Source organism: Streptomyces sp. NPDC002698 (assembly GCF_042888945.1).
Classification (GTDB): domain Bacteria; phylum Actinomycetota; class Actinomycetes; order Streptomycetales; family Streptomycetaceae; genus Streptomyces.
The window spans coordinates 76,051-99,794 of the sequence record NZ_JBIAQM010000009.1 but is presented as its reverse complement, the minus strand read 5'-3'; the positions used below and the strand labels follow the sequence as shown (position 1 = coordinate 99,794).

Annotated in this window: 16 protein-coding genes; 4 read left to right on the top strand and 12 right to left on the bottom strand. The window is 71.1% G+C overall.

All coding sequences use genetic code 11. From position 1 onward, the window contains the following. Positions 1–133: 133 nt before the first annotated feature. Entirely contained in the window at positions 134–2,257 is a 2,124-nt protein-coding gene (locus ACFYW9_RS15670; RefSeq protein ID WP_389149818.1) for a type IIA DNA topoisomerase subunit B, read from the bottom strand. A gap of 441 nt (positions 2,258–2,698) precedes the next feature. On the opposite strand from ACFYW9_RS15670, the gene ACFYW9_RS15665 reads away from it, so the two are divergent. Beyond that, positions 2,699–2,929 carry a hypothetical protein gene (locus ACFYW9_RS15665; protein ID WP_103549626.1) on the top strand — a complete coding sequence of 77 codons (231 nt, stop codon included), beginning with the start codon at positions 2,699–2,701 and terminating at the stop codon, positions 2,927–2,929. Positions 2,930–3,038: 109 nt separating this feature from the next. Here the strand turns inward: ACFYW9_RS15665 and ACFYW9_RS15660 are convergent, their stop codons facing one another. From ACFYW9_RS15660 to ACFYW9_RS15630, 7 genes are all read right to left on the bottom strand, one after another. Beyond that, positions 3,039–3,857 carry a S1 family serine peptidase gene (locus ACFYW9_RS15660; RefSeq protein ID WP_389149815.1) on the bottom strand — a complete coding sequence of 273 codons (819 nt, stop codon included), beginning with the start codon at positions 3,855–3,857 and terminating at the stop codon, positions 3,039–3,041. A 132-nt stretch (positions 3,858–3,989) separates the two neighbouring features. After that, positions 3,990–5,525, bottom strand: a complete 1,536-nt coding sequence (locus ACFYW9_RS15655; RefSeq protein WP_351868201.1) for an RNA polymerase sigma factor — start codon at positions 5,523–5,525, stop codon at positions 3,990–3,992. 408 nt (positions 5,526–5,933) lie between these two features. Next, a complete protein-coding gene (locus tag ACFYW9_RS15650) occupies positions 5,934–6,821 on the bottom strand; it encodes a FadR/GntR family transcriptional regulator (RefSeq protein ID WP_389149810.1) in 888 nt (295 codons plus the stop codon). A 162-nt stretch (positions 6,822–6,983) separates the two neighbouring features. Next, entirely contained in the window at positions 6,984–8,783 is a 1,800-nt protein-coding gene (locus ACFYW9_RS15645) for an ATP-binding cassette domain-containing protein (protein WP_389149806.1), read from the bottom strand. Between the two features lie 122 nt (positions 8,784–8,905). Then, positions 8,906–9,664: an NUDIX hydrolase gene (locus ACFYW9_RS15640; RefSeq protein WP_261707644.1), complete on the bottom strand. Its 759-nt coding sequence runs from the start codon at positions 9,662–9,664 to the stop codon at positions 8,906–8,908. A 129-nt stretch (positions 9,665–9,793) separates the two neighbouring features. Further along, positions 9,794–11,923 (bottom strand): glycogen debranching N-terminal domain-containing protein, encoded by a 2,130-nt coding sequence (locus tag ACFYW9_RS15635; RefSeq protein ID WP_389150117.1) that lies wholly within the window; start codon positions 11,921–11,923, stop codon positions 9,794–9,796. A gap of 389 nt (positions 11,924–12,312) precedes the next feature. Further along, positions 12,313–13,920, bottom strand: coding sequence for a DUF4192 domain-containing protein (locus tag ACFYW9_RS15630; protein ID WP_389149803.1), 1,608 nt, complete (start codon positions 13,918–13,920; stop codon positions 12,313–12,315). Between the two features lie 132 nt (positions 13,921–14,052). On the opposite strand from ACFYW9_RS15630, the gene ACFYW9_RS15625 reads away from it, so the two are divergent. Both ACFYW9_RS15625 and ACFYW9_RS15620 read left to right on the top strand, forming a co-directional pair. Then, the gene (locus ACFYW9_RS15625) at positions 14,053–16,260 is read left to right on the top strand and encodes a RecQ family ATP-dependent DNA helicase (protein ID WP_389149800.1); all 2,208 of its coding nucleotides are present in this window, start codon (positions 14,053–14,055) and stop codon (positions 16,258–16,260) included. A gap of 223 nt (positions 16,261–16,483) precedes the next feature. Then, positions 16,484–17,116: a hypothetical protein gene (locus ACFYW9_RS15620; protein ID WP_326785087.1), complete on the top strand. Its 633-nt coding sequence runs from the start codon at positions 16,484–16,486 to the stop codon at positions 17,114–17,116. Positions 17,117–17,681: 565 nt separating this feature from the next. Here the strand turns inward: ACFYW9_RS15620 and ACFYW9_RS15615 are convergent. The 3 genes from ACFYW9_RS15615 to ACFYW9_RS15605 form a co-directional block, all read right to left on the bottom strand. Continuing rightward, positions 17,682–18,308, bottom strand: coding sequence for a hypothetical protein (locus ACFYW9_RS15615; RefSeq protein ID WP_389149796.1), 627 nt, complete (start codon positions 18,306–18,308; stop codon positions 17,682–17,684). 68 nt (positions 18,309–18,376) lie between these two features. Beyond that, entirely contained in the window at positions 18,377–19,078 is a 702-nt protein-coding gene (locus ACFYW9_RS15610) for a ribonuclease HII (RefSeq protein WP_351868182.1), read from the bottom strand. Between the two features lie 283 nt (positions 19,079–19,361). Further along, positions 19,362–19,985 (bottom strand): TetR/AcrR family transcriptional regulator, encoded by a 624-nt coding sequence (locus tag ACFYW9_RS15605; protein ID WP_351868179.1) that lies wholly within the window; start codon positions 19,983–19,985, stop codon positions 19,362–19,364. A 185-nt stretch (positions 19,986–20,170) separates the two neighbouring features. On the opposite strand from ACFYW9_RS15605, the gene ACFYW9_RS15600 reads away from it, so the two are divergent. Further along, positions 20,171–21,718, top strand: coding sequence for an MFS transporter (locus ACFYW9_RS15600; protein ID WP_389149791.1), 1,548 nt, complete (start codon positions 20,171–20,173; stop codon positions 21,716–21,718). Between the two features lie 252 nt (positions 21,719–21,970). Here ACFYW9_RS15600 and ACFYW9_RS15595 read toward each other — a convergent pair whose 3' ends face one another. Next, on the bottom strand, positions 21,971–23,410 hold the full coding sequence (locus ACFYW9_RS15595) for a DUF4153 domain-containing protein (protein WP_389149788.1): 1,440 nt from the start codon (positions 23,408–23,410) through the stop codon (positions 21,971–21,973). Positions 23,411–23,744 lie beyond the last annotated feature (334 nt).

Below are 23,744 nucleotides of genomic sequence, written 5' to 3'. Positions count from 1 at the left end.
ACATGCCCGTCGCCCACGTCCGGACCGAGCTGTGGCTCCCTGCGAAGCCCGCATCCGATCCGACGGCGACGGGCGGATGTACCGGCACGGCCCCCATCCACCCAGCGGACCCGCCCGGAATACGCCCGGAGGGCTACGCGTCGATACGCGACCGGTCCAGCGTCGCGGCAGAGCTGGAGATGAACTCCTTGCGCGGTGCCACGTCGTTCCCCATCAGCAGGTCGAACACCTGCTCGGACGCCTCCAGGTCGGAGATGTTGATCCGACGCAGCGTCCGGAACCGCGGGTCCATCGTCGTCTCGGCCAGCTGATCGGCGTCCATCTCACCGAGACCCTTGTACCGCTGGATCGAGTCCTTGTAGCGCACACCCTTGCGCTGTAGCTCCAGCACGGTCTCCCGCAGCTCACGGTCCGAGTACGTGTAGATGTACTTGTCCTGCCCCTTCTTGGGCTGGCTGAGCTCGATCCGGTGCAGCGGCGGAACCGCCGCGAACACCCGCCCCGCCTCGACCATGGGCCGCATGTAGCGCTGGAACAGCGTCAACAGCAGAATCCGGATGTGCGCGCCGTCGACATCGGCGTCGACGAGGAGAATGATCTTCCCGTAGCGCGCGGCGTCGATGTCGAAGGTCCGCCCGGAGCCGGCCCCTATGACCTGGATGATCGCACCGCACTCGGCGTTCTTCAGCATGTCCGTCACGGACGCCTTCTGAACGTTGAGGATCTTGCCCCGGATCGGCAGCAGTGCCTGGAACTCGGAGTTCCGGGCCAGCTTCGCCGTACCGAGCGCGGAGTCGCCCTCGACGATGAACAGCTCGCTGCGCTCGACGTCGTCACTGCGGCAGTCGGCGAGCTTGGCGGGCAGCGAGGAGGACTCCAGGGCCGTCTTGCGGCGCTGCGCGTCCTTGTGCTGCCGGGCCGCGATCCTCGTGCGGGCGGCGGCGACGGCCTTCTCCATGACGACCCGCGCCTGCGCGGCCTCGTCCCGCTTGGCGGAGGTCAGGAACGCCTTGAGTTCCTTGGTGACCACGTTCGTCACGATGCGGCGGGCGGCCGAGGTGCCGAGGACCTCCTTCGTCTGCCCCTCGAACTGGGGCTCGGCGAGACGCACGGTGACAACGGCCGTGAGGCCCTCCAGCGCGTCGTCCTTGACGATGTCGTCCTCGGCGACCCGCAGCATCTTCTTGGTCCGCAGGACCTCGTTCATCGTCTTGGCGACGGCCTGCTCGAAGCCGGCGACATGGGTGCCGCCCTTGGGCGTGGCGATGATGTTCACGAACGACTTCAGAGTCGTGTCGTATCCGGTGCCCCAGCGCATCGCGACATCGACGCCCAGCTCACGCGTGACCTCGGTGGGGGTCATCTGCCCGTGCTCGTCGAGGACCGGGACGGTCTCCTTGAAGGTCCCCTGCCCAGAGAAGCGGAGGACGTCGCAGACCGGCTTGTCGGCGGCCAGGAACTCGCAGAACTCGCTGATGCCTCCGTCGAAGCGGAACGACTCCTCGCCCTTGCTGCCGCCCTCGCCCAGCCCGAATTCGTCACGGACGACGATGGTCAGGCCCGGCACCAGGAAAGCCGTCTGGCGGGCGCGCTGATGGAGGTGCTCCAGGGAGAGCTTGGCGTCCTTGAGGAAGATCTGGCGGTCGGCCCAGTAGCGCACGCGCGTGCCGGTGCGGGTCTTCGGGATCCGCTTGAGCTTGCGCAGCCCGCTCGACGCGTCGAAGGCGGCGTCGGGACCGTCGGCCTTGAAGGCTCCCGGGGTGCCCCGGCGGAAGCTCACGGCGTGGGTGTTCCCGCTGCGGTCCACCTCGACGTCCAGACGGGCGGAGAGCGCGTTCACCACGGAGGCGCCCACGCCGTGCAGACCGCCGGAGGCCGCGTACGAGCCGCCGCCGAACTTTCCGCCGGCGTGCAGCTTGGTCATGACGACCTCGACGCCGGAGAGACCGGTCTTGGGCTCCACGTCGACGGGGATGCCGCGGCCGTTGTCCCGCACCTCGACGGAGCCGTCGTCGTGCAGGGTCACATCGATGTGGTCGCAGTAGCCTCCGAGGGCCTCGTCCACGGAGTTGTCGATGATCTCCCAGAGGCAGTGCATCAGGCCACGGCTGTCGGTCGACCCGATGTACATGCCCGGGCGCTTCCGCACTGCCTCGAGCCCCTCAAGGACGAGCAGGTGCCGCGCGGTGTAGTTGGAACCGTCACGCTCTGCTCCGGTCAGCAGCGCTGTGGACGGCACGGACGTATCGGCGGTCACGCGGTTCGCTCCTCGCTGAATTTCATGGGAGACCCTTTTGGGTAAGGGCCCGGCTTCGGTCGCCGTTCAGAGGGTACCGAGGCCTGGTAGAGCCGTTGTAGCACCACCCTCGCATGAACTCACCCTAGTCCAGGATCGCATGGGTGTTCGATCCCTCGATGGAGTGAAGTACATATCACGTTCCCTTCGAGGCATGAACCATTTAGGCTCCGGGCACGTCCTCATGAACAACCGGCAATCCAGCCGGGAGGACCGACCCCCGACAGACAGCGCGAACCCGTACAGACACAAAGACACGCAATACGGCTCATTCGCCGCCAACCGGCAGCAGACAGCTGGCTCGAAAGAAAATTTCGAGGAAAAGCCGCGAGCGGGAACGTTTTCGGCCTGGTTGGATGTTGACCCTGGTACGACAGCTCGTCGAGCTAGAGAAGAGGCGACGTGACTACTGTTCTGACCCCCGCGAGCCCGCTGACGGCCGCTGACCGCTGCGACCGTTGCGGCGCCCAGGCATATCTGCGCGTCGTCCTCCTGAGCGGCGGAGAACTGCTCTTCTGCGCCCACCACGGTCGCAAGTTCGAGCCGGAACTCAAGAAGATCGCCGCTGAGATACAGGACGAGACGGAGCGGCTCACGTCCGTTCCCGAGAGCGTCAACGACGAAGATCGCTGACCCTTCGCATCAACGACGAGCGGGTACCGGCGACAGGCCGGTGAGCGGGCGGTCACACCCTGGACACAGGGCGTGACCGCCCGCACTCGTATCGCATCGCCGAGAGCTCTCAGCGGCCCGCGTTCAACGCCTGGACAGCCTCTGACACCCGCGTGTAGACACCAGGGCTCTCCGCGCGCCCACAGCCGCTCCCCCAGGACACCAGACCGATGAGACGGCCCCGGGCGACCAGCGGCCCGCCACTGTCCCCCTGGCAGGCGTCACGGCCGCCCGCCGGCTCTCCCGCGCAGACCATGGACGCCGCGTCGTAGGTCCCGGACTCGTCGCCGGGGTAGGCCCGCTCGCACGCGGCGTCGGGAAGCACGTGCACGTCGGCGGCGCGCAGGCTGCTCGCGTAGTCGCCGCCGCCCGTCAGGTCGCCCCAGCCGTAGACGACGGCGGCGGTCCCCGGCTCGTACGCCCGGTCCCCCGAGGCGGCCATACGGATCACGGAGGAGGCCGGCAGCGGCTCGGCGAGCGTCAGTACGCCGAAGTCCCCGGCGTTCGTATCACTGTCGTAGTGCGGGTTGATCCAGACGTCTCGCACGGGGATCTCCCTGCCGTCCTCGGACATCAGGTCCCCGCGTCCGGCGATGACCTTCAGATCGCCCGCGTCGCGCGGTGGCGCCCCCAGCACATCCTCGCCGAGGCAGTGGGCCGCGGTCAGGACCGTGGTCGGGCCGATGACCACTCCCCCGCAGAACTGTCCCGCGCGCGTACCCCCGAACCGGTCACGGCTGGACAGTGCGACCGTCCAAGGGCTCTCGGAGATCTGGACCGGACGGCTTCCTATGACAACGCTGTCAGAGGACGCCAGGGCGGGGGTCGTCAGTGATATCACCGCTGTGGCGGCCCCAAGGGCCAGGGTCGGGGCGTAGGGACGGCGCATGCGCGCTCCTCACACTGGGAGGGTCTTGGAACACCCAGAGTGATCCAGCGGGCGAAGGCACGCACTCCGCGCATACGGCGAGGGCCCGACCCCCCAGAGGAGGTCGGGCCCTCGCCGACGTGCGGCCGAGGCCTAGTCGAGGTAGTCGCGCAGCACCTGGGAACGCGACGGGTGACGCAGCTTCGACATGGTCTTCGACTCGATCTGGCGGATCCGCTCACGGGTCACGCCGTACACCTTGCCGATCTCGTCGAGCGTCTTCGGCTGACCGTCGGTGAGACCGAAGCGCATCGAGACGACACCCGCCTCACGCTCGGACAGGGTGTCGAGTACGGAGTGCAGCTGCTCCTGGAGGAGCGTGAAGCTGACCGCGTCGGCCGGCACGACGGCCTCGGAGTCCTCGATGAGGTCACCGAACTCGCTGTCGCCGTCCTCGCCCAGCGGCGTGTGCAGCGAGATGGGCTCACGGCCGTACTTCTGGACCTCGATGACCTTCTCGGGGGTCATGTCGAGTTCCTTGGCCAGCTCCTCCGGGGTGGGCTCACGGCCCAGGTCCTGGAGCATCTGGCGCTGGACGCGCGCGAGCTTGTTGATGACCTCGACCATGTGCACCGGGATACGGATGGTGCGGGCCTGGTCGGCCATGGCGCGGGTGATCGCCTGACGGATCCACCAGGTGGCGTACGTGGAGAACTTGTAGCCCTTGGTGTAGTCGAACTTCTCGACCGCGCGGATCAGACCGAGGTTGCCCTCCTGGATGAGGTCCAGGAAGAGCATGCCGCGACCGGTGTAGCGCTTGGCCAGGGAGACCACCAGACGGAGGTTGGCCTCCAGAAGGTGGTTCTTGGCGCGGCGCCCGTCCTCGGCGATGATCTCGAGCTCACGCTTGAGCTTGGGAGCGAGCTTGTCGGCGTTGGCCAGCTTGTCCTCGGCGAACAGACCGGCCTCGATGCGCTTGGCGAGCTCGACCTCCTGCTCGGCGTTGAGCAGCGGAACCTTGCCGATCTGCTTGAGGTAGTCCTTGACCGGGTCGGCGGTGGCACCGGCGGCGGCGACCTGCTGCGCGGGCGCGTCGTCCTCGTCCTCGTCGGACAGGACGAAGCCCTGGGCGCCGTCCTCGGCGGGCTCCTCCGCACCGGGCTTGCCCGGAGTCTCCTCGGCCGTCTCGTCGTCGACGAGCTCGGCGTCGTCCTTCTTGGCGCTCGTCTTCTTGGCCGCCGTCTTCTTGGCGACCGTCTTCTTGGCGACGGCCTTCTTCGCCGTCGTCTTCTTGGCTGCGGCGGGCTTGCCTGCGGAGGCGTCCTCGGCCGAATCGTCGGCGAGGGCAGCCGGAGCCGCCGTGGCGGTGGCCTTCTTGGCAGTCACCGTCTTGGCCGCCACGGTCTTGGTGGCGGTGCGCTTGGCCGGACTCTTCGCTGCGACGCTCTTTCGGGTGCGCTTGGGCTCCGCGGCACTGACCATCAGCGTCACACCCTCTTCCTCGAGGATCTGGTTGAGGCTGCGCAGTACGTTCTTCCACTGAGTGGCCGGAATCTGGTCAGCTTCGAAGGCCCGACGCACGTCATCGCCGGCGATCTGCCCCTCAGCCTTTCCCCGCTCGATGAGCGCCATGACAGAGACGGACTCGGCGATCTCCGGCGGGAGCGTACGGGATGTGCTGGCCGACACGAACAACCTCTCGGAACGTTGGAAAACGGCTTCCGGCCCCGTCCACTGCGGACAGGAACCGACGACCGCCGACTGGGGATGGGCCGACGGCGCGGGCGGGGGCCGGGAAGATGCACAGCGCCACACACGGCGTCTGTATTCCTTCCTCGGCTATCACCTCTTAGGTCATCGCGCTGCTCCGAAGAGCGTTACGCCCAATCTGCGTGGCCCGAGTCACACCCCGTAAGTGCCCAAAAGATGACAGATCCTATCAAGCCAGGTTAGTTCATGATCCGCCGACCGGTCGCACCGTCGGGACCTCACCTCATCCACGAAGGATTTGGCGAGATCCCGACGGGTGATGACTCACGGGTCCGACGCCGCCACGGACGCACACGCGCCCCGGACCGCGTCACCCGCGCCGCGCGATCAGTGCTCGCGCGGCGCGGGCACGACACGCTCCACCTCGGGGTGGACGGTGAGGAGCTGCCGCATGGCCGTCTCGGACGCCGCGCCGTCGGCCGCCGCGAGGGCGTCGACGATGCGCGCGTGGTGACCCAGCGAGGCCTCGTTCGGCCGGTCGCAGCCGGTGACCGGGCCACCGGAGACCTGGAGCGCCGCCGACACGATCCCCGAGAGGTGTTCCAGCATCCGGTTGCCCGCGAGCTGGATGAGCAGGGAGTGGAACTCGGTGTCGGCACGGGCGAAGGTGAGGGAGTCACCCTGCGCCATGGCGTGGCCCATGATCTCGACCATGTCGCCGAGCCGCTGCTGGACCTCCTCACGTCCGTGTCCGGCCGCGAGGCGCGCGGCGAGCGGCTCGATGGTCCAGCGGAGCTCGCTCAGCTCGCGCCGCTGGTCGTCCCGCTGCGGCCCGAAAGCCCGCCATTCGATGATGTCCGGGTCGAGGAGGTTCCAATCGCTGACGGGACGCACGCGCGTGCCGACGTTCGGGCGGGCACTGACCAGCCCCTTGGCCTCCAGTACGCGGAGGGACTCACGGACGACGGTCCGGGAGACCTCGAACCGCTGGCCGATCTCCTCGGGCACGAGCGGACGGTCCGCGCCGAGGTCTCCGGAGACGATCATCTGGCCGAGCTGCTGGACGAGCTGGCCGTGCAGTCCGCGTCCGCGGCTGCCGGTGGCGCGTCGGCCGACACGGCCGAGCTCCGGTTCGGCGCTCTCCCACGCAGGAGGGCCGACGCGGTCGGCACCGGACGCGTCGGTATAGGGGTAACGGTCGAGTTCGCCCGGTCCGGCGAGGCCGGAGTCTGAGGAACGGGCGGCGGTCATCATGGTCTGCGCAAGGGTACTCACGGGTCTTTTGTCGGCGCCTACTCCAACTGCCTTGAGGTCTTTGGTGAAAAGCACACGAAAGGGTGATCGCTCACACCGTCGCAATTGACGCCTTATCGGAAAGAAATGGGCGTTCTTCGGGGAGTTGTGCGCACAGGGAGAACGGAAGGGTGCGGACGGTCGTCATCGGGCTCGACTCCGCAGGGTCGTGAGCAGATACGCGCAGAGCAGTGCGGTCAGCGACAACAGCAGTGCTCCGCCCACGGGTTGGGCCAGCACCCGCACACCGGCCGCCAGGTAGCGCTCCCCGCCGAACGGCCACTGCACGAGAACCAGTTCCCGAAGCCGCTCCGGGAATCCGGCCGCCGACCGCACAGACGGCCCCCGCAGGACCTTTTGTACGAGGGGTACGACGACGACCGGCACGGCGAGGACCGCCGCGAGCCCGGCGGCGGTGGACCGGAAGATGCCGGCCGCCAGCACGCCCGCCCACGCGCAGCCCATCACGAGGCCGAACCAACTCGCGCTCAGCGAGAGCCAGTCCGACGGAACTCCGGCGAGCTCCCGTCCGTAGACGAGGTAGAGCATTTCGAGGTCGCATCCCACCGTGAGGAACGCCAGCGTCAACGCGGTGGCCGAGGCGACGAGGAGCTTGGCGGTCAGCAGTCCCAGTCGGCGCGGGACGGTGCCGCGGTCCGCGGCCAGGGCGGGATGGCGGAACTCCTCACCGAAGGCGACGGCGCCCAGCAGCCCGGCGCCGAGCGCGGCGGGCGGAAGCGGCAGTTCGCGCGGCCACGCGGCCAGCAGGCGCGGCTGAGGCGTGTGACCGATCCTGGCCAGGAGGACGGACAGGAGGACCGAGGTGACGAGAACGGCGGCGGCGGTGAGGTAGCCGGTGCTGACACCGGCGGCCCTGCGCAGTTCGTAGCGCAGGGGGCGCAGCGGGCTCCGGGCCTGGCGTACGGCGATGGGGGGCGGAAGGGGGGACACGCCGTCCGTGGCCGGCGCATCGGCGGGGCCCGGCTCGTCGGCGGGGCCCAGCTCACCGGCGGGGCCCAGCTCACCGGCGGGGTGCTCGCCCTCGTCCGAGGACGCCGCGGCCGGAGCGGGACCCATGTCCCCTGTCTCATCGGCGAGTTGGTGTACGAGGATGCCGTGCCGGAAGGCCGTCTCACCGATGTCGGCGCAGGTACTGCCGTACACCGAGAGCCGGTTGCCCTCCTCGTGCACGACCTCCACGGAGCGCCGCGCCGTGCGGGCTTCCTTGGTCAGGAGGGAGCCGAGCCGGGCGGCGTGCGGACTGCGGACGGCCACGCGCGGCCGGAGCCGGGTACGGGCGAACTCCGCGGCCTCCTGATCGGCGACCAGGCGCCCCTGTTCCAGCGTGACGACCCGGTCGGCGGTTCGCGCGGCCTCCTTGGGGTCGTCCGTGGTGAAGAGCACCGTGCCGCCCCGGGTCGCGTGGGCGCGCAGAATCCCGTGCAGCCATCGGCCTTCCCTGGCGGACAGGCCGTCCGCGGGGCCGTCGAGCACGAGGGCGTGCGGGTCGGACAGGAGCGCGCAGGCCAGTCCGAGCCGACGGTCCATGCCGCGGGACAGCGTGCCCAGACTCTCGTCCCGCAGACCGACGAGCCCGACCACTTCGAGGACTTCGTCCGCGCGGCGCACGGGTACCCCGGCGGCGGCGCACAACATGCGGAGCTGGCCGCGGACCGTACGTGCCGGATGGCCCGGCACCTCGCCCAGGAGTACGCCGACCTCGCGCGAGGGGTGGGCGATCCGATGCAGCGGCCTGCCTCGGAAGTAGGTGATTCCGCGGCCCTGCTGGAGTTCGAGCATGAGCCTCAGCGCCGTCGTCTTGCCCGCGCCCGGGGCTCCGACGAGCGCTGTGACGTGGCCCGCGCGCACCTCGAAGGACACGTCGTCGACGGCGGGCGGACGCGCCTTGCGCATGTTGCTGGTCAGTCCGATGGCCTGGATCACTCACAGCAAGATAGCGCGACATTTCGGATTTTCCGGGCGCCATGCGGCTCGCTTCCGGCGGGCCTCACAGGTCGGCGCGCACCCCGAGACCCGTGGGCCCCGAACCGTGTCCGCCGCTTCCCTCAGACCTCGGGACGCAGCATCGGCGGATTGAGCAGCGTGGCGCCGCCCGCGCGGAACAACTGGGCGGGGCGGCCGCCCTGGCGTGTGGTCGTGCCCCCGGTGGGCACGAGGAAGCCCGGCGTACCGGTCACCTTGCGGTGGAAGTTGCGCGGGTCGAGCACCACACCCCACACGGCCTCGTAGACGCGGCGCAGCTCGCCGACGGTGAACTCGGTCGGGCAGAAGGCGGTCGCCAGCGACGAGTACTCGATCTTGGACCGGGCTCGCTCCACACCGTCCGAGAGGATCTGCGCGTGATCGAAGGCGAGTGGCGCCGCCTGTTCCCCGTCCCGCCCGTACCCGCCCTGCTGCAGCAGTTCCTCGACCGGTGCCCAGCGCGCGCTGTTCGCGTCACCGCCCGCGCGGGGAGCGGGGAGGTCGGGGGCGAGGGCGAGGTGCGCGACGCTGACCACACGCATCCGGGGGTCGCGCTTGGGGTCGCCGTAGGTCGCGAGCTGCTCGAGGTGTGCGCCGTTGTCCTGTGCGGGCACGGAGGGGTCATGGGCGCACAGGCCCGTCTCCTCGGCCAGCTCGCGTGCCGCGGCCTGGGCCAGGTCCTCGTCGGTGCGTACGAAGCCCCCGGGCAGTGCCCATCGCCCCTGGAACGGCTGCTCGCCCCGCCGTACCGCCAACGCGCACAGGGCATGGCGGCGCACGGTCAGCACGACCAGGTCCACGGTCACGGCGAAGGGCGGAAAGGCTGACGGGTCGTAGGGCATGCCGCGATCATAGTCGTCTTCCTGACGATAAACACCTCCTTCGGGAGCCCGGTCCATGGTCGATCGACTTCCGTCCCTGACCCGCAGCACCGCCGGCTGCGCTGCCGGTCGGGGACGCGTACCGCCACGTCACACCCCCAACTGCAGTCCGTCGCCCGCTTCCTCGACCATGGCGAACCCGAGTCCGCTGACGCGCACGGAGAAGGGAGCGCCCGAGATCCTCAGGCCCGTCAGCATGATCTCTCCCAGGGGCGCGGCCCGGAACGGGCGCAGGGTCACCGTGCCCGCGGGCGCATCGGGGCGGATGCCGGCCAGGGAGCAGAGCAGCATCACCCCGGCGGCGGCCGAGGTGGCCGCGGGCCGGGAGGCGGCCGGATGGGGAAGCGGTGCGCTCCCCCGTGTGCGCTGTTCCCCCGCGTATATCTCGGGCAGTCTGCCGCCGAAGGACCCGGCCGCCGCCAGGATGCCGCGCAGCAGCGAGCCGGCCTCCTTCTCGTGGCCCGCGGCGGCGAGCCCCGTGACGGCGACGGCCGTCTCGTGGACGCGCACCGCCCCGCTGCGATGACCGAACGGGTTGTACGCCGTCTCCTTCGCCCCGAGGCTGCGCAGCCCCCAGCCCGAGTCCATGGCCGGGCCGCCGAGGAGCCGCGCGAGCTGTTCGGTCATCGCCTTGTCGAGCAGGCCGGGAGCGGTCTCTCCCGAACCCGACAAGCCGGTGTCGAGGAGATGGGCGGTGCCCGAACCGAGCCGGGGCACGAGGCCCCCGTCCCGGGTACGGGCGGCGGCAGGCCGGCCACCGGCCAGGTCCTCGACCCAGAAGTCGTCACGGAACGCCGCCCGCATCGCCTGGGCCCACTGCCGCAGCCCCGTGCCACCGGTCCGACCGTGCGCGTCGAGCAGACCGGCGCCGAGCAGGGCCGCGCGATGCGCGTGTGCCTGCGTCTCGCAGCGGAACGGTCCGCCCGGCTGCGGGTCGGGCAGATACGTGCCGTCGCCGACCGTGGTCCGCAGCCATTCCAGACACCGCTCGGCAGCGGGCAGCAGTTCCTCCACCTCCCGCTCGGCCAGCCCCCAGCGCCAGGCCTCCGCGAGCAGGACCGGGAACAACAGGGTCGCCTCGGTCGCCGTGCAGCCCGGCGGCAGGTGCGGCCCGCTGTCCCGGAGCGGTCCCGGAATCAGTCCGGAGTGCGGTCCCGGACCGGCGACCTGGGTGCGGGCGAGGGTGCGCAGCGTGCCCGCGGCGAGACGTGTGCCGAGCGGCAGGGTCATCCGGGCCGCGGCCAGCGCCTCGGCCGGCGCCAGTCCGCAGCGCCAGGGCGCTCCCGCCGCGAGGTGTGCGTCGGCCGGATACCGGGGATCGCGCAGCAGCAGGGCCCGCAGGTCATCGACACAGGTACTCAGAAGCGCCTCTGCTCCGGGCTCGTCGCTCAGCACCCGGGCCTCGGCGAACGGGCTCGCCGCGCCGCGGTCCACCGCCCTGACCGACCCCTGACCGTCCGGTCTGACGCGCAGTTCCACCGTGAGGGTGCCGCCCGGAGGCAGTTCGAGTTCCCAGCGCAGCATCCCCGCCGAGGCCAGGGCGTCGGCGGGCGGCGGGTCGGCGGAGACGGTCACGTGGCCGGCGGGGCAGGACCAGCGCAGGCCGGCGGCGTGAACGGTGGCGGGCAGTTCGGGCCCTCCCCGTCCCGAGGCGACGTCGCCCAGTTCCGCGAGGTCCGTCCCGAGGGCGACCTCGACGGGCAGGCGCAGGGTCCGAAGGGCCGAGCTGCGCAGGGTGATCCGTTCGACGCCCTCCGCATGGCGGGTTCTCTCGACGACCACGTCCGGATCCGGGCCGGTGTCAGGGGCGGCGCGCAGCGTGCCCACGAAGCGGGCCCGGTCGGCCGCGAGCATCCGGGCCTGCATCGCGAGCGGTTCCCGGCCCGCGACCCGGAGCAGGCAGCGGGACAGGGTCCGTCGGCCCGCCATGTAGAAGCCCTCGAGGCCGCGGCCGGTCAGTTGTCCTTCCTCCGTCGAGATCACCAGTCCGGGAAGGGCGGCACAGATCAGGGTGGTGTGGGCCGGCGGCAGGTCCGCCGGCCTGCCCGGCACGGGAAGGGATGTCCGAGGAGTGCCGGGTCCGCGCCCTGCCGGGACGAAGGGCGCACCCGCTTCGCGGCCCGGTCGTGGGGCCGCCGGAGCGTCCCCGCGTCCGGCGGGCCGTGCGGGCTCGCGCCCGGTCGGACGGTCGCCGTCGGGCGCCGAGGACGGATGAGGCATGGGCATGGGGTGGCTTCCTCCGCGCTCGGTGCGCCTGGAGCGCGCTCCGCTCCGGGTGGGGGCTCCGCGGGGTCGCGGGCGTTGCGGCGGCGCAATCCGGCCAGGGATTCCGCCACTCAGGTGAACGGGACAGCCCTGTCCGGGGTCACGCATGTGCCCAGGAAGCCGACCGAATGGCGGTGGGGCGGCCCACCGGTCGCACGAGCACCGGTCGAGCGGTCGCCAACCGCGCGGAAGGTGACCGGGCCCGGCGGAGAACGCGCCGTCCGGCAGCGGTGGGACGAGGACGCGACCCGCCCTCGGGGCGTCGGGAACCCCACCCCGCCTCGGCCGAGCATGTCGGCCTGACTTCGTCCCGGACCTGCCCCGGCGTGCTGTTCCCCAGCCGCTCACGTGTCCTCCCCGGCACCGTGCCGCTCACCGTCGCCCCGCCCGTGCGGCCGGCCGTCCGCCCGGTCCTTCGCTCGCCATGGCCGGTCCCCGGCCGGTGAGGCAACGGCCGCCGGGCGACACCCTTGGGTGTTCGAGGTCCAGGGGCCGCGACGGCCCGTTCGGCTGTCGCCGGTCGCGGCCGGTCGGGGCCTGCGGCGGCGCCGAGCGCCACGCGCCGAGGGCGGGGTGTCCGGCACGTGGGAACCGGGCGGAACCGGGCCGGTCGGTTCCCGGGCGGAACCGGGCGCCGTCAGGCCGTCCTCCGGCAGTAGCCTGCCGGAGTCGATCGGCCGCTCCGTGGCGGTCGGGTGGTCCGTGCGCTCGGCGCGCAGACAGCGCCGGACGGATTCCGGATCCAGCCCTTCATTGCATGCCTGGTGGAGAAGGCGGGCGAACAGGTAGTCGGGATCGGCACCGAGCGCCATGGCGAGCGCTTCCCGTGCCTCCAGTTCGTCGCCCATGGACCAGGCGACCCATCCCGCGAGGGTGAGGGGTGCCGCCGCGTGCTCGCGGTAGGGGCCGACGCAGCGACGGGCCAGTGCCCGCCACAGGCGCAGCGCCGGGGCGGCCTCGTCGCCCTCCATCCACTGCGCGGCACGGTCACGGGTGGTGCGGTCCTGCAGGCCGAGAATCAGCGTGGCGGCCTCGTCGTTCTCGAGGAGTCCGTCGTCGCGCAGGTCCGACGGACGCGTGCCCGACACGGGGAAGGCCGCCGCGAACCGGTCCTTGATCCGCCGGGCCAGCGCGAGGGCCTCCTCGGCCACCTCGGCTCGGCTGTCGTCCTCCAGGATCCTCGGTACGAGAGCCATGCTGGCCGTGTCCAGCGCCACCTCCTGGCCCAGCGCGGCGGTGGACTCCCAGGGAAGAAACCTGGCTGTCAGTTCCTTCAGGGATCCGCGCACCTGAAGGCCCGCGTACGTCGCGGCGGCGGCGAGGACGGACGTGCCCGGCAGCCCCATCGATGTGCCTTCCGCCGGGCAGCATCCCCGGCCTGGGCAGGTGTAGGTCCAGAAACGGCCGTCGGAGATGCACAGAGCCTCGATCACCGGAACGTCGAGACGTCCGCAGGCCGTGCGCAGCAGTTGTGCGAGCGGGCGCAGACGTTCCATCACGTCCTGTCCCGATTCACCGTTCCCGGGTTCCTGGCACAGGTACGCCACCATGCTCTCGGGGCGGGCACCTCGGCGCTCGCTCCCTTTCACCAGTCCCTGGGCGAGCTGGTCGGAGGCGGACGGCCAGTCCTCGGCGTGGGCCGGGATACCGAGTCGGGCCCGGCCGCCGAACCGGCCCCGCCGCTCCCGGTCGTGCAGGGCGACCAGAACGATGCTGTCGTCGGGGCGGTACCCGAGGAGATAGGGCAGCGCGTCGGCCAGCTCTGCCGGGGTACGGAGAGTCACCTGATGCTCCCCGCCCGGGAGACTCACCCCACCCGCGTGTCGGTTGTCGCGGGCACGGCCCCCGCCGCCCCCGTGGTGCAGCCCGCCGGGAACGGCCGTACCGCCGTGGACTTCCGGGCTGATGTTCTTGTCGCCGGACGTACCGGCCGATTCGTCGTGATTCGTCATGCGGCGACCATCTCGCGGATCGCAAGATTCCGGTTGAGCCTGTGGATAACGGCCGCCGTGATCACGACAAAAGTTGTCCACAGCTCGACGGCTCGTTCGCGCTTTGTCGGACCCATCCGGTTGCATGGGGCCATGACCAACGAAGACCCGCGACCCACACCAGTCCCCGACAACGCGCACGACGCCTCCCGCGAAAGCCTCCGCGCCACAGCCGACGCCGTCCTCGCCCGCCTGGTCGGCGCGCGGGCGGGGGAGGCGCGGCTGCGCGAGGACCAGTGGCGCGCGATCGAGGCGCTGGTGGCCGACAAGCGCAGAGCGCTGGTCGTACAGCGCACCGGCTGGGGCAAGTCCGCGGTGTACTTCGTCGCGACCGCGCTGCTGCGCGAGACGGGTGCCGGGCCGACGGTGATCGTCTCGCCGCTTCTCGCGCTGATGCGCAACCAGGTGGAGGCGGCGGCCCGCGCCGGAATCCGCGCACGGACGATCAACTCCTCCAACACGGAGGAGTGGGAGACCATCCAGGCCGAGGTGGCGGCGAGCGAGGTCGACGTCCTCCTGGTGAGCCCGGAAAGGCTGAACAACCCCGACTTCCGCGACCAGGTGCTGCCCAAACTGGCCGCGGCCACCGGTCTGCTGGTGGTCGACGAGGCGCACTGCATCTCCGACTGGGGCCACGATTTCCGGCCGGACTACCGTCGCCTGCGCACCATGCTCGCCGACCTCCCGCCCGACACCCCGGTGCTGGCCACGACCGCGACGGCCAACGCGCGCGTGACGGCCGATGTCGCGGAGCAGCTGGGCACCGGCGTGAGCACCGACGCGCTGGTTCTGCGCGGCCCCCTGGACCGGGAGAGCCTGAGTCTCGCCGTGCTGCGGCTGCCGGACGCCGCGCACCGGATGGCCTGGCTCGCCGAGCACCTGAACGACCTGCCGGGCTCGGGAATCATCTACACGCTGACCGTGGCCGCGGCCGAGGAGGTCACCGCGTTCCTGCGCCAGAGCGGGTACACCGTGGCGTCGTACACCGGGAAGACCGAGAACGCCGACCGCCAGCAGGCCGAGGAGGACCTGCTCGCCAATCGCGTCAAGGCGCTGGTCGCCACGTCGGCGCTGGGCATGGGCTTCGACAAACCCGACCTGGGCTTCGTGGTGCACCTGGGCTCCCCCTCCTCCCCGATCGCCTACTACCAGCAGGTGGGACGCGCGGGACGTGGTGTGGAGCACGCGGAGGTGCTGCTTCTGCCGGGCAAGGAGGACCAGGCGATCTGGGAGTACTTCGCCTCGATCGCCTTCCCCCCGGAGGAGCAGGTGCGACGCACTCTGGACGTACTGGCCCGGGCCGAGCGCCCACTCTCCCTGCCCGCGCTGGAACCGCTGGTCGAACTGCGCAGGTCCCGCCTGGAGACCATGCTCAAGGTGCTCGACGTGGACGGGGCCGTGCACCGGGTCAAGGGCGGCTGGATCTCCACGGGCATGCCCTGGACGTACGACACGGAGCGCTACGCCTGGGTGGCCAAACAGCGGGCGGCGGAACAGCAGGCGATGCGGGACTACGTGTCGACGGCCGGCTGCCGCATGGAGTTCCTCCGGCGGCAGCTGGACGACGAGGGCGCCGCGCCGTGCGGGCGCTGCGACAACTGTGCCGGCGGGCGGTTCCAGGCATCCGTGTCCGCCGCCGCGCTGGACGCGGCGAACGGTGAGCTGGACCGCGCGGGCGTCGAGGTCGAGCCACGGAAGATGTGGCCGACCGGGCTGGCAGCGGTCGGCGTCGAGCTGAAGGGCCGCATCCCGGCGGGCGAACAGGCCGCTCCGGGGCGTGCCCTGGGACGGCTCTCGGACATCGGCTGGGGCAACCGGCTGCGGCCGATGCTCACCCCGCAGGCCCCGGACGGACCCGTTCCGGACGATGTCGCCCAAGCCGTGGTCGGTGTCCTGGCCGACTGGGCGAAGGGCCCCGGCGGCTGGGCCTCGGGGCAGCCCGACGCACTGCCGCGCCCGGTCGGCGTGGTGACCATCGCCTCGCGCTCGCGGCCGCAGCTGATCCACTCGCTCGGCGCGCGGATCGCGGAGATCGGCCGACTGCCTCTGCTGGGATCCGTGGAGTACGTCGGCGAGGCGGCCCAGATCTCCCGGAGCAACAGCGCACAGCGGCTGAAGGCGCTGGACGGGGCCCTGACCGTGCCACCGCGGCTGGCCGACGCCCTGAGAGAAGCGCAGGGTCCGGTCCTGCTGGTGGACGATGCCACGGACACGGGCTGGACGCTGGCGGTGGCATCGCGGATGCTACGCAGAGCGGGTGCCCAGGCAGTATTGCCGCTGGTCCTCGCCGTACAGGCGTGACCCGCGTGTCGCGATTCGAAACAGCGGGCAGGTATATAAGCCACTAATCGCCTGGAAACGGTCCGCGGCCCCAATTGCTCGTTGCCGCATTCCAGTTCGACAGGAAGAATTGAGCTCCGCTCCCCGCACGGTTTGCCCGTGGTCCGGTAGGGCTCTGCTGCGGCGTGCCATCCCCCAAGTCCGACCCCGCCCGCTGTATGGGCACGTAGCCGAAGGGAGGACCGTGACCTTCGGATTCGCTCCGTCCTCGGCGGCAACCATGTCGACGTCTCCCGACCTGTCCGCCGCTTCCACCAACCCACTGACCCGCATGCTGGAACCCGCCGAATGGGCCTCGGCCGGAATTCCGCTTCTGCGCGATCCCCGTGAGGTCGTGAGCGGCCTTCACGCCCGGCACCGGCCCAGACCGTCGACCGCGGTCGTCGCAGTGCTCGACCACGACGAGCGGCTGATGGCGAGCGCGTCCTTCACCCGGCGTTCGGCACCCGCCGACGGCTGGATGTTCCGCAACGCGCTGCTCGCACAGTTGCGCCGGGTCATCCCGCACGACCTGCGGCGCCGCACTCCCGCGCGCACGGCCGTACTGCTGTACTGCCGGGACGGGGACGCGCGCTGGACGGAGGAGGACGGGGCCTGGATGTGGGGACTGCGCGACGCCTGCACGCTCCACGGACTGCGGTGCGGCGCGTACATCACACTGACACGTGACGGCTGGCAGGTTCTGGGCGAGGGCCGCGGCGGGCGCCGCCCCAACTCCGACTCGGCGCCGGAGTTCTACGTGGGAGAGGTGATGCCGCCGCTGCCCCGCACCGGAGGCGTCGCCTCCGAGGTGATGCGCCGGGCGGCCGCCCGCTGAGAGGCCGGCGAGTCGTGGGCGGCGGCCCGCCCCGGGGGAGGGCGGACCGCACACGCTCGGCCGGGCGGGCACCAGGGTGGGGCGGTACGGGTGGTACCACTCACGCGCCGGTGCGGCACGAACGTGTGGCTCGGATCCGGGGCGCACCCATGCTCGGCGGCGGCCAGGAGGTCACACAGCGAGCAGCGGGCACGCAGGACGACTGTGCGCCTGCGGGGCGAAACACGAAGCACCCATGCGCGCACAGGCGAGCGATCGGGGAAACGCACGCGGGGAACGGTCCGCCTCCCGTCCGGTGACACACGCCGGGAGCCCCGGTGACACACAGCGGAAAGCCCTGCCACACCCACCACAAGCCCGGGTGACACCTGCCGGGAGCCGGAAGGTCCTCAAGCCAGGGCAGACCGGTGCCATGCCGCCTCGACATCACACGAACGAGCGGCAGGCGAGCGGCCTGTGGGTGCGAACGCATACGGGTACGCCGAGGCGACCGCCGTGCAGGTGCCGCCGTGGCGGCACCCTCAGCGTCCCGCCGGGCGCGTTCCGGACCGGGTCCGGAACGCGCTCAGACGCCTGCGGCCAGGACCGGGTTGATCTGCTGCGGGTCGCCGCAGACGATCAGCAGGGCACCGGCCCGGCCGAGGGCCAGGGGCAGGGCTGTCGCGGCGACCTCGCCGGAACCACCGTTGACCGCGACCACGACCACGGGACGGGAAGCGGCGCGGCGGGCGGCAGCGGCGTCGGTGTAGAAGACGTCGTCGCCGGCGTCGTGCTGCGCCCAGTAGGCGGCCTCGCCGAAGGAGAGTTCGTGCGCGGCCCACGGGTGCGGATCGCCGGTGGTGATCACCAGCACCTCACCGGGGGCGCGGCCCGACTCCAGCAGCAGGTCGACGGCTTCTTCCGCGGCGTCCAGCGCACCGCCGGCCGAGGCCGGGACGAGCTGGATCTGCGGGGTGACGGCCGCGGGTGCGGCCGACTTGACGGACGGCCCCGGTGCGGCCACGACCGGCTCGCGCGGGGTGCGTTGGGCCGGCATGGGCCGGACAGGACCCGGACGGCCGGGACGCGGCGGAGCCGCGGGACGGGGACCGGGTACAGGGCGGGGGGTCGGCGCGGTGCGGCCACTGGCCGGAGTGACGCGGGGACCCTGGGCACTCTCGTGAATCTGAGGCTCCTCGGGAATGAGAGGCATGAGCTGATATCTATCAAACGCCGGTGCGACTCGCCCCGGCGGGTGGCACATGAGTGCGAACGGAATCGTCAGAAATCGAAGCCGAGCTGGCCCTCGATCTCCGGAACGCTTCCGTCCGCCAAGCTGCGGGCCTTCTTGAGGTGCCGCCACTGGGGCAGCGCATCAAGATACGCCCACGACAACCGGTGGTACGGGGTGGGGCCCCGCTCCTCCAGCGCGGCTTTGTGGACCGGCGCCGGGTACCCGGCGTTGGCCGCAAAGCCGAAGTCTGCATGGTCGACACCCAGTTCGGCCATCATTTTGTCGCGCCGCACCTTGGCGATCACCGAGGCCGCCGCGACGGCGATGCAGGACTGGTCGCCCTTGATCACCGTACGGACCTTCCAGGGAGCGCCGAGATAGTCGTGCTTCCCGTCGAGGATGACCGCGTCGGGGCGGACCGGCAAGGCATCCAGGGCGCGTACGGCCGCGAGGCGCAGGGCGGCCGTCATGCCCAGTCGGTCGATCTCCTCCGGGGAGGCGTGCCCGAGGGCGTACGCTGTCACCCATTTCTCCAACTCCACGGCGAGCGCGGTCCTGCGCCTGACGGTCAGGAGCTTGGAGTCGGTGAGCCCTTCGGGCGGGCGGCGCAGTCCGGTGACGGCGGCGCAGACGGTGACAGGGCCCGCCCAGGCACCGCGCCCCACCTCGTCGACACCGGCAATGACCTTCGCTCCGGTCGTGGCGCGGAGGGAGCGCTCGACGGTATGAGTGGGGGGTTCGTACGGCATGGCGCCCTCAGACTACGCCGCCCGGAGCGCCCCGCGACACCCAGGCCCCCGGGCCGCCGGAAAGCCTCCCCGGCGTCGTCGGAGCAGACCCGCGCAGACCGGCCGACCCACTCCCGCCCACACCGGCCGACCCACTCCCGTACAACCGGCCGACCAGCCCGCGCACGCCGACCGACCCGCTCCCGCACACCGGCCGACAGGCCCGCGCAGGGCCGGTCAGGCCGGTCAGGCCGGTCAGGCCGGTCAGGCCGGTCAGGCCGGTCAGCCAATCCACGCAGGCCGGTCAGCCGGCGCGTACACACAGCAGCGGGACCATCATCTGGTCGATCATCTCCTGGAGATCCAGCTCGCTCCATTCGCTCGCGCACACCTTGGAGCGGTACATCATCATGGCCGGGACGGCGTCGAAGACGTACGAGTTCGCCGCGTCGGGACGCACCTCTCCCCGTTCGATCCCGCGCTGAACGACCTCGCGGAGCAGGTGCAGGGTGGGCTCGACGACCCCGCCGCGGATGACCCGGTTGAAGCGCTCCGCCTGCCTCACATCGCATTCGTGAAGCACCGAGCGAAGCGCGATTCCCGGCGGTGAGAACATCGCCTCACGTACCCGCCGGCACACCTCCAGCAGGTCCTCCCGGACACTGCCGAGGTCCGGGACCCGAGTCAGATCCGGCAGTCCGGCCTGGAGCGCGTCCGCGACCAGGTCCACCTTCGAGGGCCAGCGGCGGTAGACCGCGGCCTTGCCGGTCTGCGCACCGGCGGCCACCCCCTCCATGGTGAGGCCGTTCCAGCCGACCGCGCCGAGCTGTTCCAGCGCGGCTTCCAGGATCGCGCGCTCGAGCACGGCGCCGCGCCGGCGCGAGGGTGGCGCCTGAGCGGGGGCGGCCGTCCAACGCGAAGTAGCCATCAGAGTGTCTCCGTCGTACAGGGGAGCGGCATTCGGGGAGCCGGACTTCCGTGCGGGACGGACGACCGGCTCGTCGCCAGCGGGCAGCGACTTCAGTGAACGCTTGCGTTCACTGACGGGGAGTCACTACCGTTGACGCGCAAGTGAACGCGAGCGTTCACTAACTCACTTGTGGGGGAAGCATAGTGACAACCTCTCAGTTGACTAAGGACAGCAAGCCCGGTGCGGCCCGCCGGGAGGGGCATCCCGGCATCGCGCTCACCGTCATCGCGGCCTGCCAACTCATGGTGGTACTCGACGCGACGATTGTGAACATCGCACTCCCGCACATTCAAGACGCCCTCAATTTCAGCACCACCGACCTGACATGGGTGATCAGCTCCTACACCCTCACCTTCGGTGGCCTGCTGCTTCTCGGAGCACGGGCCGGCGACATCCTCGGCCGGCGCCGGGTCTTCATGACCGGCATCCTGCTGTTCACCTTGGCCTCGCTGCTCGGCGGACTCGCCCAGGAACCCTGGCAGTTGCTGGCGGCGCGGGCCCTTCAGGGCATGGGTGGCGCGATCGCCTCGCCGACATCGCTGGCCCTGATCACGACCACCTTCCCCGAGGGACCGGAGCGGAACCGGGCGTTCGCCGTCTTCGCGACGGTCTCGGCCGGTGGCGGCGCCATCGGCCTGCTCGCCGGAGGCATGCTCACGGAGTGGCTCGACTGGCGATGGGTCCTGTTCGTCAACGTGCCCATCGGCATCCTGATCGCCGTTCTCGCGCCGATGTACATCAACGAGTCCCAGCGCCACCCGGGACGCTTCGACATCGCGGGCGCGGTCACCTCGACGGCCGGCATGGCCTCCCTGGTCTACGGCTTCATCCGCGCGGCGGAGAACGGCTGGCGGGACAGTCTCACGATCGGGTCGTTCGGCGCGGCCGCGGCCCTCCTGGTGGCCTTCGGGATCATCGAGACGCGCGCGAGGGAACCCATCACCCCGCTGAGGATGTTCGCCGACCGCAACCGTTCGGGCACGTATCTGATCATGCTGAGCCTCGCCGCCGCGATGTTCGGCATGTTCTTCTACATCGTGCTCTTCGTGCAGAACGTGCTGGGGTACACCCCGATCTCGGCCGGTGTGGCCTTCCTTCCGGTGACGGTCGCGATCGCGGTCGGCGCGGGTCTGTCGCAGCGCTTCCTGCCGGTGCTCGGCCCCAAACCGTTCATGGTCACCGGCTCGTCACTCGTCGCCCTCGGGCTCGGCTGGCTGACCTTCATCGACCCCGACGACTCGTACGCGAGCGGAGTGCTCGGCCCGATGCTGCTGTTCGGCTTCGGCATGGGCCTGAACTTCGTGACGCTGACGGTCACCGCGGTCTCCGGTGTCGCCCAGCACGAGGCGGGGGCGGCCTCCGGCCTGCTCAACGTCACGCAGCAGGTGGGCGGTTCGCTCGGCCTCTCCATCCTCACCACGGTCTTCGGCACGGCCAGCCGCGACGAGGCGCAGAAGCAGGTGCCGAAGTTCCTGGCGGACGGCTCGGCCGAGCAGAAGGCGGCGTTCGCCAAGACCCAGCAGCTGCCCGCCCCTTGGGGTCATGACGTGCTCGCCCACGGCATTTCGACCGCCTTCGTACCGGCGGTGGGCATGGCTCTGCTGGCCCTGACCACCGCGACACTGGTGATCAAGGTCAGGAAGAGCGACCTGGACGCTCTCGCCGGTACGGCGGGACCGGCCGCGGGCTGAAAGGGGCTCCGGGCTGAAAGGGGCTCCGGTCCGAGAGCGGCCGAGGGCTGGAAGCGGCTCCGGGCGGCCCCGAGGAGGGCCGGGCCGTGGTCCGGGTCAGGAAGACCCGGGGTGACCACGATCCGGCCGTCCGCGAAACGGAGCCGGTGGCCGGGCCCGTCCAGGTCCGCGTCCAGGTCGACGTCGACCTGGACGCGGACGTGACGTGGACGTGGACGTGGACTTGGACTTGGACGCATCGGAGGAACGCGTTCAGCGGTACTCGGGGAACTCCGTCAACGAGTCGCACTCGCTCCTGCTGATGGACTCGGCGGGCGGACGGTCCCGGAGGATGTCCCGGGCCCGGGCCTCACCCCAACTGGTCGCGTACCAGGGCGCGTCGTCCTGGTCGAGTTCGTCGGCGATCGGTCTCAGCACGCAGGAACGCATCGGCTCCTTGAGCCTGTCGAGGGCGGGTACGGCGTCGGCCGACAGATCGCGGGCGTACAGGACGTCGAACTTGCCCGTGTCCTCGTACCGCTGGACGTTCCTCTCGGCGATCAGGCTGTCGGGCGACATCAGCCCGAACGCGAGGACGCCGGCCGCCGCGCCGGCCGCGACGGCGCGGGGCAGCCAGCGGGCGCCCCACACCCCGGCCGCCATGATGAGCACGATGACCAGGCCCAGCCACAGCTCTCCGGCCAGCACCGAGATCCTCAGCCGCGTCAGCCCATAAGCCTCCACATACATGTCCATACGGCGCACAGCGGATGCCACGACAACGAGCGTCAGCGCGCAGAGAGTTCCCAGCACACCCCGTACCAGCTTCCGGTCGCCGGCGCCGTCCCGCGGTGCCCAGCGCAGCGCGAACACCACGACGAGCAGGGTCAGCAGCGTGACGAACAGCAGCTGCCAGAAGCCCTGGCGCGCGTACTCGGCGTACGACAGGTCGGTCTTCTTCAGCACGGCGTCGTAACCGCCGAAGAGGACGACGAGCTGGACAGCGTTGAAGGCCGCGAAGAGCACCGTGAGCACGATCAGCGGGAGGGCCCACTCGACGCGGTTGCGCGGGCGCCCGGGGCGCACCACGACCCGGTCCAGTCGCACCGGTGCGGCCGCCGTGTGGGCCACGGACAGTGCCACGACCAGGCCCGACACCAGAAGCACCACGCGCCAGGGTCCACCGGTGACCGAGGTGTCCGGCACCAGGTCGCCGAGCAGATCGGCGAAGGCGGCGTCGGCTCCGGCGAACAACGCCCCGAAGACGAGCAGCAGGACGGCGCTCACCACGAAGGCGCGCAGCCCGACACCCACTCCTCGACGGGCTCCGCCGAATCGTTCCCGCAGCCCGCGCCAGCCCCAGGCGACACCGGTGACCACCGAGTTGACCACGCCGACGGGTCCGAACAGAACCGCGTGCCAGGTGCGGCCGCCGTTCAGCGCGAGCGAGCCGAGCCCGATCGCCGTCACGACGGCCAGGAACGACGGCCAGTCCGCGTCCCGCAGAGCGGGCACGGCCAGCAGACCGATGCCGCCGACGCCCCAGACCACGCTCCACGCGCGCGGGCGGCGCCCCGCGTCCCGGCCCGCGAAGTACGCGGCGAGCGCTGTGGGGATCGCGACCAGCAGAAGGTTGACCGCCAGACCGCCGTCGAGGAGCAGCATGCTCAGCACACCGGTCGCGAGCACGGCCCACAGCGTGGGCGTACGCACCGGGGCGGGCGACGTGGCCCACAACTCCGGTGACCACAGTTCGGGGGCAGCCGACGGGGCCGTCCTGCCGGTCCCCGGCTGCGGCGATCGGGAGGCCTGGGACCGCGGTCGGCCGTCACCCCTGGCCACCCGCTCGGACGAGGACCGCGCGCCGGGCTCTTGCCCGCCGCCGGTCCGCTGGTCGTCCCGGGAGACGTCCGACCCCCCGGGCCCGTCCCCACCGCCGGACACATCCCCGCCCTCGGATCCGTCCGTGCCCACCGGCTCGGCCGCACTCCCCGGTTCGGCCAAGCCCTCAGGCCGGTCGGCACCACCCGGTTCGGCCACACCCTCA